Raw genomic sequence first — 14,892 nt, forward strand, 5'->3', positions numbered from 1 at the left:
GGAACACGCGATATCCAACATTTCCGCTGTTTTGCCGATGAGAACCGGTGCTATTTTCGGTAACGAAACTGTAACATTCGCATCCGCAGTCAAAACAAGAAATTTGGAGCTCTTGAATGTTTGCTTTCTTTCGTCCTGCCGCACATCAGGCTCCATTGCCTGAAGAAAAAATAGACAGCACTTACCGACGCCTGCGCTGGCAGATTTTCGCCGGCATCTTCATTGGCTATGCGGGTTACTACCTGCTGCGCAAGAACTTCTCCCTGGCCATGCCGTACCTGATCGACGAGGGCTACTCCCGCGGTCAGCTGGGTCTGGCGATGTCTGCCATCGCAATTGCCTACGGCTTGTCGAAGTTCCTGATGGGCCTGGTGTCCGACCGCTCCAACCCGCGCTTCTTCCTGCCGTTCGGCCTGCTGGTGTCGGCCGGGGTGATGTTCGTTTTCGGTTTCGCGCCCTGGGCGACGTCCAGCGTGACCATGATGTTCATTCTGCTGTTCATCAACGGCTGGGCGCAGGGCATGGGTTGGCCGCCGAGCGGTCGGACCATGGTGCACTGGTGGTCGCAGAAGGAACGTGGCGGCGTGGTGTCCGTGTGGAACGTGGCGCACAACGTCGGTGGCGGCCTGATCGGCCCGTTGTTCCTGATCGGCATGGGCCTGTTCAACGATTGGCACGCCGCGTTCTACGTACCGGCAGCCGTGGCGCTGGCGGTAGCGGTGTTCGCCTTTGTGACCATGCGCGACACCCCGCAATCGGTTGGCCTGCCGCCGATCGAGCAGTACAAGAACGACTACCCGGAAGGCTACGATGCCAGCCACGAAGAAGAATTCAGCGCCAAGGAAATCTTCGTCAAATACGTGCTGCGTAACAAAATGCTCTGGTACATCGCCATGGCCAACGTCTTTGTCTACCTGCTGCGCTATGGCGTGCTCGACTGGGCGCCGACCTACCTCAAGGAAGCCAAGGGTTTCACCGTAGATAAAACTTCGTGGGCGTATTTCTTCTACGAGTGGGCAGGCATTCCGGGCACGCTGCTGTGCGGCTGGATGTCGGACAAGATCTTCCGTGGCAACCGCGGCCTGACCGGCATGGTGTTCATGGCACTGGTGACGGTCGCGACGCTGGTTTACTGGCTCAACCCGGCCGGCAATCCGATGGTCGACATGATCGCGCTGCTTTCCATTGGCTTCCTGATCTACGGCCCGGTGATGCTGATCGGCCTGCAGGCGCTGGAGCTGGCACCGAAGAAAGCGGCCGGTACGGCGGCGGGCTTTACCGGTCTGTTCGGTTACCTGGGCGGTTCAGTCGCGGCCAGTGCAGCGATGGGCTACACCGTGGACCATTTCGGTTGGGACGGCGGTTTCGTGCTGCTGGTCGGCGCCTGCCTGCTGGCGATGGCCTTCCTGGCCCCGACGCTAGGGCACAAACAAGTCGCCAGTCAGGGCCGCGAAGCGCTCGCTTGATCGGCTTTTGACTTACAACGCTTGAGCCGCGCCTCCAGATTCCGGTCTGGCATGGCGTGGCTGCGCAGGGCGTGCGCGGTTTGCTCGACATAATCGCGAGTGGTGCCGTAGCGCCCGCAGGCGTTTTCGAACACATGACTCAGCACATGGTCCGGCAGGTTGCCGGCATAGCTGGGCAGATGTCGCTCCAGAACGAATCCCAATGCCTGAACCTGGCTGCCATCTTCGAGACGGCAGTTGAGCCAGTGCGGGCGGTAGGAAGGAAATGGCATCTCGCGCTGCCAAAGTGCGTACAGCGAGGCTTCGAGTTGCTCTTCGGGCAGGCGATAGGCGAAACCGCTGCAAGAACCACCGCGATCCAGGCCAAACACCAGGCCGGGCATTTCCGGCGTGCCGCGATGTTCGTGGGACCACAGGTACAGCCCGCGATGATAGCCATGCACCCGGCCGCGAACCCGCTCAACCGCCGTGCATTCAGGGCGCCAGATCAGCGAACCATACGCAAACAGCCAGACCGGCCCACCCTTGTGGCGCGCCATGGATCGACTGCATCGAGCCGAGTAATTGTTCGTGAGTGAGCTGCGGCCCCAAGTCGAGCCGCGGAGGGTAAGCCAGATTCAAAAAAGCAGATTCAATGGCGCTCATGGCGAATAGCGTTCAGCTCCCCGCGGGTGAAGAATTACTTAATAGAACGCACCGCTGTAACAATAAGGCACATAAGTTTTAAGGCAATTTAAATGCCATGGCGCAGTTATAACTTACCGAGATTTATATAAGTTTATAAATACCGAAACGCTATATATGGGGTTATAACCTGTAGGAGCGAGCTTGCTCGCGATGGTCGTTAACGATTACGCGGGGAGTCAGGCTGCCCGCGGCGCTCTTGGGGCCATCGCGAGCAGGCTCTCTCCTACAGGGGGCGCGGCATTAGGAGCGCGGCTCAAGAGCGCGGCTCAAGAGCGCGGCGCATACGCAAATACGTCGGCGCGCATCTGATGGGCGTCCATTCCCGCTTCCACCAGCGCGTCCAGCGTGCCGTAGACCATGGCCGGAGAGCCGCTGGCGTATACGTGCAGCGGCTTGAGGTCCGGGAAGTCTTCACAGACCGCTTCGTGCAACATGCCGCAACGTCCTTCCCAGCCGCATTGATCGCTGACGACCTTGTGCAGGAACAGGTTGGGCAGCTTCAGCCATTCATCCCAATACTCGATCTGGTAAAAATCCTCGGGACGACGCACGCCCCAATACAGATGCACCGGGTGTTTGAAGCCCGAGGCCCGGCAATGTTCGATCAGGCCGTGGACCTGGCCCATGCCGGTACCGGCGGCGATCAGCACGAGAGGGCCGTCCGGCAACTCTTCCAGGTGGGTATCGCCAAACGGCAGCTCGACCCGCACCATGCTGTTGCGCTGGAGCTGTTCGATCAGGCTCAGCGCACTGGGTTCGCGCGCCAGTACGTGGATTTCCAGGTCGCGCCCCGCATGCGGGGCCGAGGCGAGGGAGAAGGCGGATTTTTCGCCGTTCTCGCGCTCGATCATCAGGTACTGACCGGCGTGATAACGCGGTGGTTTGCCGGCCGGAGCCCGCAGACGCACGCGCCAGGTGTCGCCGCCCACGTCCTTGCATTCAATGACCTGACACGACACGCGACGCACCGGCAGTTCTCCCAGCGCGAGCACGCCATCCCACAACACGATGCAGTCTTCCAGCGGCTCCGCTATGCAAGTGTAGAACTCGCCATGGTCGCGCACATCGCCGGCCTGCTCGACCCGCCCTTCCACCAGCAGCGCCGCGCACACGTGGCAATTGCCGTTGCGGCAACTTTGCGGGCATTCGTAGCCCAGACGTCGTGCGCCATCGAGAATCCGCTCGCCGGGCAATATCTCGAGCACTGCTCCGGAAGGCTGCAAGGTTACACGCATCAATCTATTCCTAACTGATTCCAGATGGCATCGATCCGCTGTGTCACGGCATCGTCCTTGACGATGACCCGGCCCCACTCGCGGGTGGTTTCGCCCGGCCACTTATGCGTGGCATCGAGGCCCATTTTCGAACCCAGGCCGGACACCGGCGAGGCGAAGTCGAGGTAGTCGATCGGCGTGTTATCGATCATCACCGTGTCGCGCTTGGGGTCCATGCGCGTGGTGATGGCCCAGATCACGTCGTTCCAGTCCCGGGCGTTGATATCGTCGTCGGTGACGATAACGAACTTGGTGTACATGAACTGTCGCAAAAACGACCAGACACCCAGCATTACCCGCTTGGCATGCCCCGGGTACGACTTCTTCATGGTCACGACGGCCATGCGGTACGAGCAGCCTTCGGGCGGCAGGTAGAAATCGGTGATCTCCGGGAACTGCTTCTGCAGGATCGGCACGAACACTTCGTTCAACGCCACGCCGAGGATCGCCGGCTCATCCGGTGGACGGCCGGTGTAGGTGCTGTGGTAGATCGGCTTGATCCGGTGGGTGATGCGCTCGACGGTGAATACCGGGAAGCTGTCGACTTCGTTGTAGTAACCGGTGTGGTCGCCGTACGGGCCTTCATCGGCCATCTCGCCCGGATGAATCACGCCTTCGAGGATGATTTCGGCGGTCGCCGGCACTTGCAGGTCGTTGCCGCGGCACTTCACCAGCTCGGTGCGGTTACCGCGCAGCAGGCCGGCGAAGGCGTATTCGGAAAGGCTGTCGGGTACCGGGGTCACGGCGCCGAGGATGGTCGCCGGGTCAGCGCCCAGCGCGACCGATACCGGGAACGGCTGGCCAGGATGCTTCTCGCACCACTCGCGAAAATCCAGCGCGCCGCCACGGTGGCTCAGCCAGCGCATGATGACCTTGTTGCGGCCGATCACTTGCTGACGATAGATGCCGAGGTTCTGGCGATCCTTGTTCGGGCCTTTGGTGACGGTCAGGCCCCAGGTGATCAACGGACCGACATCGCCCGGCCAGCAGGTCTGTACCGGCAACATGGCCAGGTCGACGTCGTCGCCTTCGATGACCACTTCCTGGCACACCGCGTCCTTGACGACTTTCGGCGCCATCGCAATGATCTTGCGGAAGATCGGCAGCTTGGACCAGGCGTCCTTCAGACCCTTCGGCGGCTCGGGCTCCTTGAGGAATGCCAGCAGCTTGCCGATCTCGCGCAGTTCGCTGACCGATTCGGCGCCCATGCCCATGGCGACCCGCTCGGGGGTGCCGAACAGGTTGCCGAGCACCGGGATGTCATAGCCTGTGGGCTTTTCGAACAACAGCGCCGGACCTTTGGCCCGCAGCGTGCGATCACACACCTCGGTCATCTCCAGCACTGGAGAGACGGGGATCTGGATGCGTTTCAACTCTCCGCGCTGCTCAAGCTGCTGCACGAAATCCCGAAGATCCTTGAATTTCATTGATGTTGGCACCCGAAAAATAGGCGTACATCCTACCTGCTCTGCCGGCCGCTGGCAGCTTATCGCTGCTTATCGGGATGCATTCACCCGACCTTTCCCCTGGTTTGCCCTGGCTTGCAGGCTGTCAAACAGCGGCTCGAGGATCGGCGCCACCCAGCGCGCACCGACTTCCGAGAGGTGATTGTCATCGGTGTACAGCGAGTAACCGCCGCGTTCGGCACGGCACAAGCCGCTCGCATCACACAGCCTTGGGGCCGGGTCCACCACATGTACCGCCGGGTCTTGCGCCAGCTGTGCGAACAATTGACTGATGAATGCCTGGCGTTTGTGATGTTCTGCGAGCGCCAGTCCGACATCGTCGACCGGGCGATCCAGCATTGCCAGGCGCGTGAGGCGATACGGTGGACTGAAGGCCTGCAATGGCGCCTCCTTCACCAGCCAGACCTGATGGCCGCCGGCACGCAATTGCGCGACGCGTGCACGCAAGCCATCGGCCAGACGTTGTTCGGCGCCGGCGCGGTCGTAATGCCCGTCTGCACTTTTCAGGGCATGGCCCAGATCACCCTTGACGTCGCCGTAGAGGTAAAGGCTCCAGCGCGCGACCAAGACCACATCGCTGACGGCTTGCGGATTGATGGCCTGCTCGACGCGCCGATTGAACCGCGCACAACGCGCATCGTGCTCCAGACCTTCGACAGGCACACATCCGGGTGAACTGGCGAGCATCACGCTGACGTCATGGGCCTTGGCGCCGTCGTCGAACACCGGAATCAATGCCGTGGCGTGGCTATCGCCCCAGACCAGCGCCCGGGTCGAGTGGTTTTGCGCGCCATAGCGGCAGAACAACCTGTCATCCGGCGTCTTGTCATCGGCCAGGCAGGCCATCAGCTCCGGCCGCCATTCCCGAGCCTTGGCATACTGCAGCGCCTGGTCAGACAACCGCCAAGGCAAGCCATCGGTCCAGCGCAAGGTCTGCCCGGCGAGCCCGAGCACCAGGACACCGCAGGCACCGGCCAGCAGAATCTGCCGCCGCCCGGCGAGCAGGCGACGCTCACGAAACGGGGTCTCGACGAATTTCCACGACAGATAACCGAGCAACAGCGTCAGCAAGATCAACCCGGCACTTTCGACAGCACTCGACTCACCGACACTGGCATAGCTGGAGAATACGAACACCGGCCAGTGCCACAGGTACCAGGAATAAGAGATCAGCCCGAGCCCGACCATTATTCGACTGCTCAAAAAATGACCAACCCAGGTGTCACGATGACCGTTGGCCAGAATCAGCAGTACCACACCCAGCACCGGCAGCAACGCCGCGACACCCGGGAATGGCGTGGCCTTGTCATAACCGAACACCGCCAACAGGATCAGCACCATGCCCAGCAGGCTCAGCCACTGCGCCGCCACAGGTTTGAGGCGCCACGCAGACTTGGGCGCCACCGCCAGCATCGCACCGGCCAACAGCTCCCACGCACGCATCGGCAGCAGGAAAAAAGCCTTTTCCGGATGATGGGCGACGGCCCACACGCTCAAGCCAAAGGACAGCAGCAATACGCCGAACAGCGCAAGGCGCCAGTGTTTCAGGCGACTCGACAGCAGTGTCAGCAGCAACGGGAAGACGATGTAGAACTGCTCCTCCACCGCCAGCGACCAGGTGTGCAGCAGTGGCTTGAGATCGGAGGCGACGTCGAAATAGCCGTCCTGGCGCATGAACAGGATGTTCGACACGAACATCACCTGGTAACGCACCGAGCGTCCCAGCTCCTCGTAATCCTTCGGTGCCAGCAAGAACCAGCCGACCGCCAGCACCGCGATGATCATCGCGAACAACGCCGGCAGAATCCGCCGCGCACGCCGGGCCCAGAAATCAACGAAGCTGAATTGCCCGGCCTGGCGCTGATTCCAGATGATCGACGTGATCAGGTAACCGGAAATCACGAAAAACACGTCCACGCCGACAAAGCCGCCGGTAAAGCCCGGGACGCCAAAATGAAACAGCACGACGGCGATCACCGCCACTGCGCGCAAGCCGTCGATATCCCTTCGGTAAACCAGTGTGCTCATAAATCGTTAAGCCAGTCAGATCATTATTATTTGCGCAGCCGCAGCGTCGACGCGGCGACCACTACAAACGCTGCTTCCTGAATTGCCAACTTACTGACCCTGGCCGCTGCAAAACCTCCCACGGCCCGGACAAAAATACGGGCAAAAAAATGGCGCCCCGCTGGGACGCCATTCTCTTGAACTCACCGGACGATGTTACTTGCGCTTCATCGACAGGAAGAATTCGTCGTTGGTCTTGGTCGTTTTCAGCTTGTCGACCAGGAACTCGATGGCAGCGACTTCATCCATAGGATGCAGCAGCTTGCGCAGAATCCACATGCGCTGCAGCTCGTCGTCGGCGGTCAGCAACTCTTCGCGGCGGGTGCCGGAACGGTTGATGTTGATGGCCGGGAACACGCGCTTTTCAGCGATGCGACGATCCAGAGGCAGTTCCATGTTGCCGGTGCCTTTGAATTCCTCGTAGATCACTTCGTCCATCTTCGAGCCGGTTTCAACCAGCGCGGTGGCGATGATGGTCAGCGAGCCGCCTTCTTCGATGTTCCGCGCGGCGCCGAAGAAACGTTTCGGTTTCTCCAGGGCGTGGGCATCGACACCACCGGTCAGTACCTTGCCGGAGCTCGGGATCACGGTGTTGTAGGCACGGGCCAGACGGGTGATGGAGTCGAGCAGGATCACCACGTCTTTCTTGTGTTCGACCAGGCGCTTGGCCTTCTCGATCACCATTTCGGCAACCTGCACGTGGCGGGTTGGCGGCTCGTCGAACGTCGAGGCAACCACTTCGCCGCGCACGGTGCGCTGCATTTCGGTCACTTCTTCCGGACGCTCGTCGATCAGCAGCACGATCAGATGAACTTCAGGATTGTTACGCGCGATGTTCGCGGCAATGTTCTGCAGCATGATCGTCTTGCCGGCTTTCGGCGGTGCAACGATCAGACCGCGCTGGCCTTTACCGATCGGGGCGCACAGGTCGATGACACGACCGGTCAAGTCTTCGGTGGAACCGTTGCCGGCCTCCATCTTCATGCGCACTGTCGGGAACAGCGGGGTCAGGTTCTCGAAGAGAATCTTGTTTTTCGCGTTCTCGGGACGATCGTAGTTGATCGTGTCGACCTTGAGCAGCGCGAAATAACGCTCGCCTTCCTTCGGAGGGCGGATCTTGCCAACGATGGTGTCACCGGTGCGCAAGTTGAAACGACGGATCTGGCTCGGCGAGACGTAGATATCGTCTGGGCCGGCGAGATAGGAAGCGTCAGCGGAGCGCAGGAAGCCGAAGCCGTCCTGGAGAATCTCCAGCACGCCATCACCGGAGATTTCCTCACCGCTTTTCGCGTGCTTCTTGAGCAGGGAGAAAATCACGTCCTGCTTGCGCGAACGGGCCATATTTTCTATGCCCATCTGTTCGGCCAATTCGAGCAGTTCGGTAATCGGCTTTTGCTTGAGTTCAGTCAGATTCATATAGGAATGACGTAATCATTTATGGAGGGGGGAAATTAAGCTTTTGGCTTAATGAGGCCGCGCCGCAGAGAAGGCGACAGGATCGCGTACTTATTCGAAAAGGAGTGCGTCGGCGACGGCTAGCAGGGGGCAATGGAGAAACCAGTGCGGGGCCGAATGTACCACCTGAGTTTAGGAGCGTCTAGCCCTGAATACGCAAAAAGCCCCGCTATTTGCGGGGCTTTTTCAGGACACTTTGCAGCGACGCTTAGATGTTGGCGTCGAGGAAAGCAGCCAGTTGCGACTTCGACAGGGCGCCGACCTTGGTCGCTTCAACGTTGCCGTTCTTGAACAGCATCAGGGTCGGGATACCGCGCACGCCATGCTTGGCCGGGGTTTCCTGGTTTTCGTCGATGTTCAGTTTGGCAACGGTCAGCTTGCCTTTGTAGGTCTCGGCAATTTCGTCCAGAACAGGAGCGATCATTTTGCAAGGGCCGCACCACTCAGCCCAGTAGTCGACCAGTACAGCGCCTTCAGCCTTGAGTACGTCGGCCTCGAAGCTAGCGTCGCTAACGTGTTTGATAAGATCGCTGCTCATGGAATTCTCCAGGGTTGTAAGCAAAAAAACGTGGCCCATCATAGCTGCCCTTCCCTCGTTCAGGAAGGTGCAGATGATTGAGTCTCGCTATGGTGGTCCATGAGTTTGGGTATAGCCCAGGTCAGGTCGTGGCGGGAGCGACGAAGGCGATTCCGGTTCGCAACGCCGCGTTGCGCACATGCTCGTGCATGGCTTTCTGCGCAGCGCCAGAGGCTCGGCGAGCCAGGGCGCGAAGGATCTTGCGGTGCTCCTGCCAGGTTTCCATGGCCCGCTCGGCCCGGATGAACGGTAGCTTCTGGCTCTCCAGGAAGATCTCGGCGCTGGCAGTGAGGATGCTCAGCATCGCCTGATTGCCGCTGGCCAGCAGGATGCGCCGGTGGAATTCAAAGTCCAGCCGCGCCGCGGCTTCGAAGTCGCCGGACTTCAGTTCGTTGCGCATGGCGGCGACATTGTCTTCCAGCGCATCGAGTTCGTCGGTGCTCAAGGTCACGGCCGCCAACCCTGCGGCAAACCCCTCCAGCGCATAACGCAACTGGAAGATATCCAGCGGCGAAGCCTGGGCCGCGAACGGCCAGCCCGGCGCCGCATCGCCTCGCGGCAGCTCCACCGGCGCCTGCACGAACACGCCTTTGCCTGGCTGGATACTGATGACGCCCAGCGCACTCAGGGACGATAACGCTTCGCGCAAGGAAGCACGGCTTACGCCCAGTTGCAGCGCCAGGTCCCGTTGCGAGGGCAAGGCATCCCCCGGCCCGAAGCCCTGTTCGGTGATCAGTTTGCGGATGGCTTGCAGCGCCACTTCAGGCACGGCGCGGGAGATCGAGTTCATGGTTTTCCAGACGAACCAGGCCAATGAGCGCTCAGTTGTAAAGCTATTCGCGACGCCCGGCAAGTCGTGCCCCATGGGGGTTCGGCGATTTTCCCGACTGCGCCATCAGGGTGCGAAACACAACCTGACTGTTCAGACCAGTAAGACCGTGCGACGCCAGCAAAACCGCGCTCTGGCGCCCCAAACCCCCTATGTTGGCATGGCCCATGCTCTGTCGATCGGCAGAAATCACTTCTCGCCGATTCGGAGATTTGCCATGACCCAGCGTTACAGCGCCCTCCTCGCAGCCCTGTTTGCCAGCCTGATGCTGAGCCAGGCACCCGCCCACGCCGACGGCCTGGAGGATGTGGTCAAGCGCGGCGTGCTCAAGGTCGCCGTGCCCCAGGACTTCCCTCCCTTCGGCTCGGTCGGCCCGGACATGAAGCCCCGTGGCCTCGACATCGACACCGCGAAACTGCTGGCCGACCAGCTCAAGGTCAAACTCGAACTGACCCCGGTCAACAGCACCAATCGCATCCCGTTCCTCACCACCGGCAAGGTCGACCTGGTGATCTCCAGCCTCGGCAAGAACCCGGAGCGCGAGAAGGTCATCGACTTCTCCCGCGCCTACGCGCCGTTCTACCTCGCCGTGTTCGGCCCTCCGGACGCCGACATCAAGACCCTGGACGATCTCAAGGGCAAGACCATCAGCGTCACCCGTGGCGCCATCGAAGACATCGAGCTGACAAAGGTCGCCCCCGAAGGCGTGACCATCAAGCGTTTCGAAGACAACAACTCGACCATTGCCGCGTACCTGGCCGGGCAAGTCGACCTGATCGCCAGCGGCAACGTGGTGATGGTGGCAATCAGCGAGAAAAATCCAAAACGCGTGCCGGCGCTGAAAGTGAAGCTCAAGGATTCGCCGGTCTATGTGGGCGTGAACAAGAACGAGCCGGCGCTGCTGGACAAGGTCAACCAGATCCTCGTCACCGCCAAAAGCGACGGTGCGCTGGAGAAAAACGCCCTGACCTGGTTGAAAGAACCGCTGCCGGCCGATCTCTGATTCGGCACGCTGGAGACGCTTTATGGCTTATCAGTTCGATTTCCTGCCGGTGGTCAACAACACCGACCTGTTGCTGCGCGGTGCGCTGTTCACGCTTGAGCTGACGGCCATCGGCGCGGTGCTTGGCGTGGGGCTGGGCATCGTCGGGGCGCTGGTGCGGGCGTGGAACATCCGGCCTTTCGCGGGGATTTTCGCGGTCTACGTCGAGTTGATCCGCAACACGCCATTCCTGGTGCAGCTGTTTTTCATCTTCTTCGGCTTGCCGTCCCTGGGCGTGCAGATCTCCGAATGGCAGGCCGCCGTGTTGGCGATGGTGATCAACCTCGGCGCCTATTCGACCGAGATCATCCGCGCCGGCATCCAGGCGATCCCCCGGGGTCAGCTGGAAGCCGCTGCGGCACTGGCGATGACGCGCTTCGAAGCGTTCCGCCATGTGGTGCTGCTACCGGCACTGGGCAAGGTCTGGCCGGCCCTGAGCAGCCAGATCATCATCGTCATGCTCGGCTCGGCAGTCTGCTCGCAGATCGCCACCGAAGAGCTGAGCTTCGCTGCCAACTTCATTCAATCGCGCAACTTCCGCGCCTTTGAAACCTACGCGCTGACCACGCTGCTGTACCTGTGCATGGCCCTGCTGATCCGCCAGTTGCTGAACTGGATTGGCCACCGCTTCATTGCAAGGAGCAGCCGATGAGCGACTTCACCTTCTGGGACATCGTGCGCAACCTGCTCATGGGTCTGCAATGGACGCTGGCGCTGTCGCTGGTGGCGTTCATTGGCGGTGGGCTGATCGGCTTGCTGATCATGGTCATGCGCATCTCGAAAAAATCCCTGCCACGCAGTTTCGCCCGCACTTACATCGAACTGTTCCAGGGAACGCCGCTGTTGATGCAGCTGTTCCTGGTGTTTTTCGGCGTGGCCCTGGCAGGGCTGGAGATATCGCCGTGGATGGCGGCAGCGATCGCGCTGACGCTGTTCGCCAGCGCCTACCTGGCGGAGATCTGGCGCGGTTGCGTCGATTCCATTCCCAACGGCCAGTGGGAAGCCTCGGCAAGCCTGGCGCTGAACCCGCTGGAGCAACTGCGCTACGTCATCCTGCCGCAAGCCCTGCGCATCGCCGTGGCGCCGACCGTGGGCTTCTCTGTGCAGGTCGTCAAAGGCACCGCCGTCACCTCGATCATCGGCTTCACCGAGCTGACCAAGACCGGCGGCATGCTCGCCAACGCCACCTTCGAACCCTTCATGGTCTATGGCCTCGTCGCACTCGGCTATTTCCTGCTCTGTTATCCCTTGTCGCTCAGTGCGCGCTACCTGGAAAGGAGACTGCATGCCTCTGCTTAGAATTTCCGCCTTGCATAAATACTATGGCGATCACCATGTGCTCAAAGGCATCGACCTGAGCGTCGAGGAAGGCCAGGTGGTGGCGATCATCGGCCGCAGCGGCTCGGGCAAATCGACCTTGCTGCGCACCCTCAACGGCCTGGAGTCGATCAACGACGGCGTGATCGAAGTCGACGGCGAGTACCTCGACGCCGCCCGCGCCGATCTGCGCAGCCTGCGACAGAAAGTCGGCATGGTGTTCCAGCAGTTCAACCTGTTCCCGCACCTGACCGTGGGCGAGAACGTCATGCTCGCGCCGCAAGTGGTGCAGAAAGTACCCAAGGCCCAGGCCGCCGAACTGGCGCGACAGATGCTGGAACGGGTCGGGCTGGGCGAAAAGTTCGATGCCTTCCCGGATCGACTGTCCGGCGGCCAGCAGCAGCGGGTGGCGATTGCCCGTGCCCTGGCGATGTCACCGAAAGTGTTGCTGTGCGACGAAATCACCTCGGCGCTGGACCCGGAGCTGGTCAACGAAGTGCTGAGCGTGGTCCGGCAACTGGCCAGGGAAGGCATGACGCTGATCATGGTCACTCATGAAATGCGCTTTGCGCGGGAGGTTGGGGACAAGTTGGTGTTCATGCATCAGGGCAAGGTGCATGAAGTGGGCGACCCGAAACGACTGTTCGCCAACCCGCAGACGGTGGAACTGGCGAATTTCATTGGGACAGTTGAGGCGGTGGCCTGACAGTCCTTCAGCGCCTGTCAGGCCGCCTTCGCGGGCAAGCCCGCTCCCACAGGGTTCCATGTTGGAACAGGATTGTGTGTCCGACGCAAACACCTGTGGGAGCGAGCTTGCTCGCGATTGACCGCGAAGCGGTCACCTACGCGTTGGCGGCAGCCTTTGATCGTGGCACGATGTCGAGGTTATCGACCGAGACCCCAGACCATGCCGCAATCCCAAGCCAAGAATCTGTCCCTGATCGCCGCAATCGACCTGGGCTCGAACAGTTTTCACATGGTCGTGGCCAAGGCCCAGAACGGTGAGATCCGCATTCTCGAGCGTCTCGGGGAGAAGGTTCAACTGGCCGCCGGCATCGACGAAGATCGCCATCTCAACGAAGAATCGATGCAGCGAGGGCTCGACTGCCTCAAGCGCTTCGCCCAACTGATCAACGGTATGCCCTCTGGCGCCGTGCGCATCGTCGGCACCAACGCCTTGCGTGAAGCCCGTAACCGCGCCGAATTCATCCGGCGCGCCGAAGAAATTCTCGGCCACCCGGTGGAAGTCATCTCCGGCCGTGAAGAAGCGCGCCTGATCTACCTCGGCGTGTCCCACACCCTCGCCGACACCCCCGGCAAGCGCCTGGTGGCCGACATCGGCGGCGGCAGTACCGAATTCATCATCGGCCAGCGTTTCGAGCCGCTGCTGCGCGAAAGCCTGCAGATGGGCTGCGTCAGCTACACCCAGCGCTATTTCAAGGACGGCAAGATCACCCCGGCCCGCTACGCCCAGGCGTACACCGCGGCGCGGCTGGAGATCATGAGCATCGAACACGCCCTGCACCGCCTGACCTGGGATGAGGCCATCGGCTCCTCGGGCACCATCCGCGCCATCGGTCTGGCGCTGAAGGCTGGCGGCCACGGCACCGGCGAGGTCAATGCCGAAGGCCTGGCCTGGCTCAAGCGCAAACTGATCAAGCTGGGCGACGTCGAGAAAATCGATTTTGAAGGGATCAAGCCCGATCGCCGGGCGATTTTCCCGGCCGGCCTGGCGATCCTCGAAGCGATCTTCGACTCCCTCGAACTGCAACGCATGGATCACTGCGAAGGCGCCCTGCGCGAAGGCGTGCTCTATGACCTGCTGGGTCGCCATCATCATGAAGACGTGCGCGAGCGCACCCTCACCTCGCTGATGGAGCGCTACCACGTCGATCTGGAGCAGGCGGCACGGGTCGAGCGCAAGGCGCTGCATGCCTTCGATCAGGTGGCCGAGGACTGGGATCTGGAGGATGGCGTCTGGCGCGAACTGCTCGGCTGGGCGGCCAAGGTCCATGAAGTGGGCCTGGACATCGCTCACTACCAGTACCACAAGCACGGCGCCTACCTGATCGAGCACTCGGACCTCGCCGGGTTCTCCCGCGAAGACCAGTTGATGCTCGCGCTGCTGGTACGCGGCCACCGACGCAACATCCCCAAGGACAAATTCGCCGATTTCGGCGACGACGGCATCAAGCTGATTCGCCTGTGCGTGCTGCTGCGCTTTGCGATCCTGTTCCACCACATCCGTGGCACCCAGCAAATGCCTCAGGTGGAGCTCAATGCCCATGGAAACCACCTGGAAGTGGTGTTCCCGGAGAACTGGCTGGACGAAAACCAGCTGACCCAGGCCGACTTCGAAATCGAAGCGCAATGGCTGACCCGGGTCGACATCGTGTTGACCGCTCGCTGAAACAGGTTCGTTGAAAACTAAATGGCGATCCATACGGATCGCCATTTTTCCCTCCAGTTACAATGATCCACTCGCAAGCTGTTTCGGAATCAAAACCATCTCCTGTTCAGCAAATAACGATGAAATCCCGCCAAACATGTACCAACCACCAAGGCGGCTGCCAGCGTTCGAGGTAAAGGATGCAGGCCTATTCGGGAGTACATCCAGTTAAAACTGGATGTATCGAGCGCTGAATTTGATTGTAGATTGTCGCGCAACGAACTAGCCGAGCTTCATTAGAACATAGCCAAACGATACCAAGA

At 60.9% G+C, this 14,892-nt stretch carries 12 protein-coding genes and 1 pseudogene; 6 read left to right on the forward strand and 7 right to left on the reverse strand.

Annotation, left to right across the window (positions count from 1 at the left end):
• The first annotated feature begins 116 nt into the window (after positions 1 to 116).
• Positions 117 to 1,466, forward strand: coding sequence for a glycerol-3-phosphate transporter (gene glpT / locus AB4O16_RS15320; RefSeq protein ID WP_160390848.1), 1,350 nt, complete (start codon positions 117 to 119; stop codon positions 1,464 to 1,466).
• Here glpT and AB4O16_RS15325 read toward each other — a convergent pair.
• The 7 genes and pseudogenes from AB4O16_RS15325 to AB4O16_RS15355 all read right to left on the reverse strand — a co-directional run bounded on the left by AB4O16_RS15325 (position 1,442) and on the right by AB4O16_RS15355 (position 9,782).
• Positions 1,442 to 2,111 (reverse strand): annotated as a pseudogene (locus tag AB4O16_RS15325) (gamma-glutamylcyclotransferase). The gene glpT and the pseudogene AB4O16_RS15325 overlap by 25 nt on opposite strands.
• A gap of 308 nt (positions 2,112 to 2,419) precedes the next feature.
• Entirely contained in the window at positions 2,420 to 3,388 is a 969-nt protein-coding gene (locus tag AB4O16_RS15330) for a CDP-6-deoxy-delta-3,4-glucoseen reductase (protein ID WP_460155261.1), read from the reverse strand.
• A complete protein-coding gene (ubiD, locus tag AB4O16_RS15335; RefSeq protein ID WP_160390850.1) occupies positions 3,388 to 4,854 on the reverse strand; it encodes a 4-hydroxy-3-polyprenylbenzoate decarboxylase in 1,467 nt (488 codons plus the stop codon). The genes AB4O16_RS15330 and ubiD overlap by 1 nt, the downstream gene beginning before the upstream one ends.
• Before the next feature lie 69 nt (positions 4,855 to 4,923).
• Entirely contained in the window at positions 4,924 to 6,921 is a 1,998-nt protein-coding gene (locus tag AB4O16_RS15340) for an acyltransferase family protein (RefSeq protein WP_460155262.1), read from the reverse strand.
• A gap of 195 nt (positions 6,922 to 7,116) precedes the next feature.
• A complete protein-coding gene (gene rho, locus AB4O16_RS15345; protein ID WP_046039047.1) occupies positions 7,117 to 8,376 on the reverse strand; it encodes a transcription termination factor Rho in 1,260 nt (419 codons plus the stop codon).
• 247 nt (positions 8,377 to 8,623) lie between these two features.
• The gene (gene trxA / locus AB4O16_RS15350) at positions 8,624 to 8,953 is read right to left on the reverse strand and encodes a thioredoxin TrxA (protein WP_003206727.1); all 330 of its coding nucleotides are present in this window, start codon (positions 8,951 to 8,953) and stop codon (positions 8,624 to 8,626) included.
• Positions 8,954 to 9,074: 121 nt separating this feature from the next.
• Entirely contained in the window at positions 9,075 to 9,782 is a 708-nt protein-coding gene (locus tag AB4O16_RS15355; protein ID WP_160390852.1) for a FadR/GntR family transcriptional regulator, read from the reverse strand.
• 256 nt (positions 9,783 to 10,038) lie between these two features.
• On the opposite strand from AB4O16_RS15355, the gene AB4O16_RS15360 reads away from it, so the two are divergent.
• From AB4O16_RS15360 to ppx, 5 genes are all read left to right on the forward strand, one after another.
• A complete protein-coding gene (locus tag AB4O16_RS15360; RefSeq protein WP_460155263.1) occupies positions 10,039 to 10,824 on the forward strand; it encodes a transporter substrate-binding domain-containing protein in 786 nt (261 codons plus the stop codon).
• A 22-nt stretch (positions 10,825 to 10,846) separates the two neighbouring features.
• Complete coding sequence (locus tag AB4O16_RS15365) at positions 10,847 to 11,515, forward strand: amino acid ABC transporter permease (RefSeq protein WP_046039042.1); 669 nt, start codon at positions 10,847 to 10,849, stop codon at positions 11,513 to 11,515.
• Positions 11,512 to 12,162: an amino acid ABC transporter permease gene (locus AB4O16_RS15370; protein ID WP_460155264.1), complete on the forward strand. Its 651-nt coding sequence runs from the start codon at positions 11,512 to 11,514 to the stop codon at positions 12,160 to 12,162. Before AB4O16_RS15365 ends, AB4O16_RS15370 begins: the two co-directional genes overlap by 4 nt.
• Positions 12,149 to 12,886 (forward strand): amino acid ABC transporter ATP-binding protein, encoded by a 738-nt coding sequence (locus AB4O16_RS15375; RefSeq protein ID WP_460155265.1) that lies wholly within the window; start codon positions 12,149 to 12,151, stop codon positions 12,884 to 12,886. Before AB4O16_RS15370 ends, AB4O16_RS15375 begins: the two co-directional genes overlap by 14 nt.
• A gap of 201 nt (positions 12,887 to 13,087) precedes the next feature.
• Positions 13,088 to 14,590, forward strand: coding sequence for an exopolyphosphatase (ppx, locus tag AB4O16_RS15380; RefSeq protein ID WP_460155266.1), 1,503 nt, complete (start codon positions 13,088 to 13,090; stop codon positions 14,588 to 14,590).
• Positions 14,591 to 14,892 lie beyond the last annotated feature (302 nt).

Source organism: Pseudomonas sp. S2_H10 (assembly GCF_054668285.1).

Excerpts from the sequence above, each read along its gene's own strand:
- glpT (WP_160390848.1), top strand. The coding sequence starts at position 117 with ATGTTTGCTTTCTTTCGTCCTGCCGCACATCAGGCTCCATTGCCTGAA.
- AB4O16_RS15330 (WP_460155261.1), bottom strand. The coding sequence starts at position 3,388 with ATGCGTGTAACCTTGCAGCCTTCCGGAGCAGTGCTCGAGATATTGCCC.
- ubiD (WP_160390850.1), bottom strand. The coding sequence starts at position 4,854 with ATGAAATTCAAGGATCTTCGGGATTTCGTGCAGCAGCTTGAGCAGCGC.
- AB4O16_RS15340 (WP_460155262.1), bottom strand. The coding sequence starts at position 6,921 with ATGAGCACACTGGTTTACCGAAGGGATATCGACGGCTTGCGCGCAGTG.
- rho (WP_046039047.1), bottom strand. The coding sequence starts at position 8,376 with ATGAATCTGACTGAACTCAAGCAAAAGCCGATTACCGAACTGCTCGAA.
- trxA (WP_003206727.1), bottom strand. The coding sequence starts at position 8,953 with ATGAGCAGCGATCTTATCAAACACGTTAGCGACGCTAGCTTCGAGGCC.
- AB4O16_RS15355 (WP_160390852.1), bottom strand. The coding sequence starts at position 9,782 with ATGAACTCGATCTCCCGCGCCGTGCCTGAAGTGGCGCTGCAAGCCATC.
- AB4O16_RS15360 (WP_460155263.1), top strand. The coding sequence starts at position 10,039 with ATGACCCAGCGTTACAGCGCCCTCCTCGCAGCCCTGTTTGCCAGCCTG.
- AB4O16_RS15365 (WP_046039042.1), top strand. The coding sequence starts at position 10,847 with ATGGCTTATCAGTTCGATTTCCTGCCGGTGGTCAACAACACCGACCTG.
- AB4O16_RS15370 (WP_460155264.1), top strand. The coding sequence starts at position 11,512 with ATGAGCGACTTCACCTTCTGGGACATCGTGCGCAACCTGCTCATGGGT.
- AB4O16_RS15375 (WP_460155265.1), top strand. The coding sequence starts at position 12,149 with ATGCCTCTGCTTAGAATTTCCGCCTTGCATAAATACTATGGCGATCAC.
- ppx (WP_460155266.1), top strand. The coding sequence starts at position 13,088 with ATGCCGCAATCCCAAGCCAAGAATCTGTCCCTGATCGCCGCAATCGAC.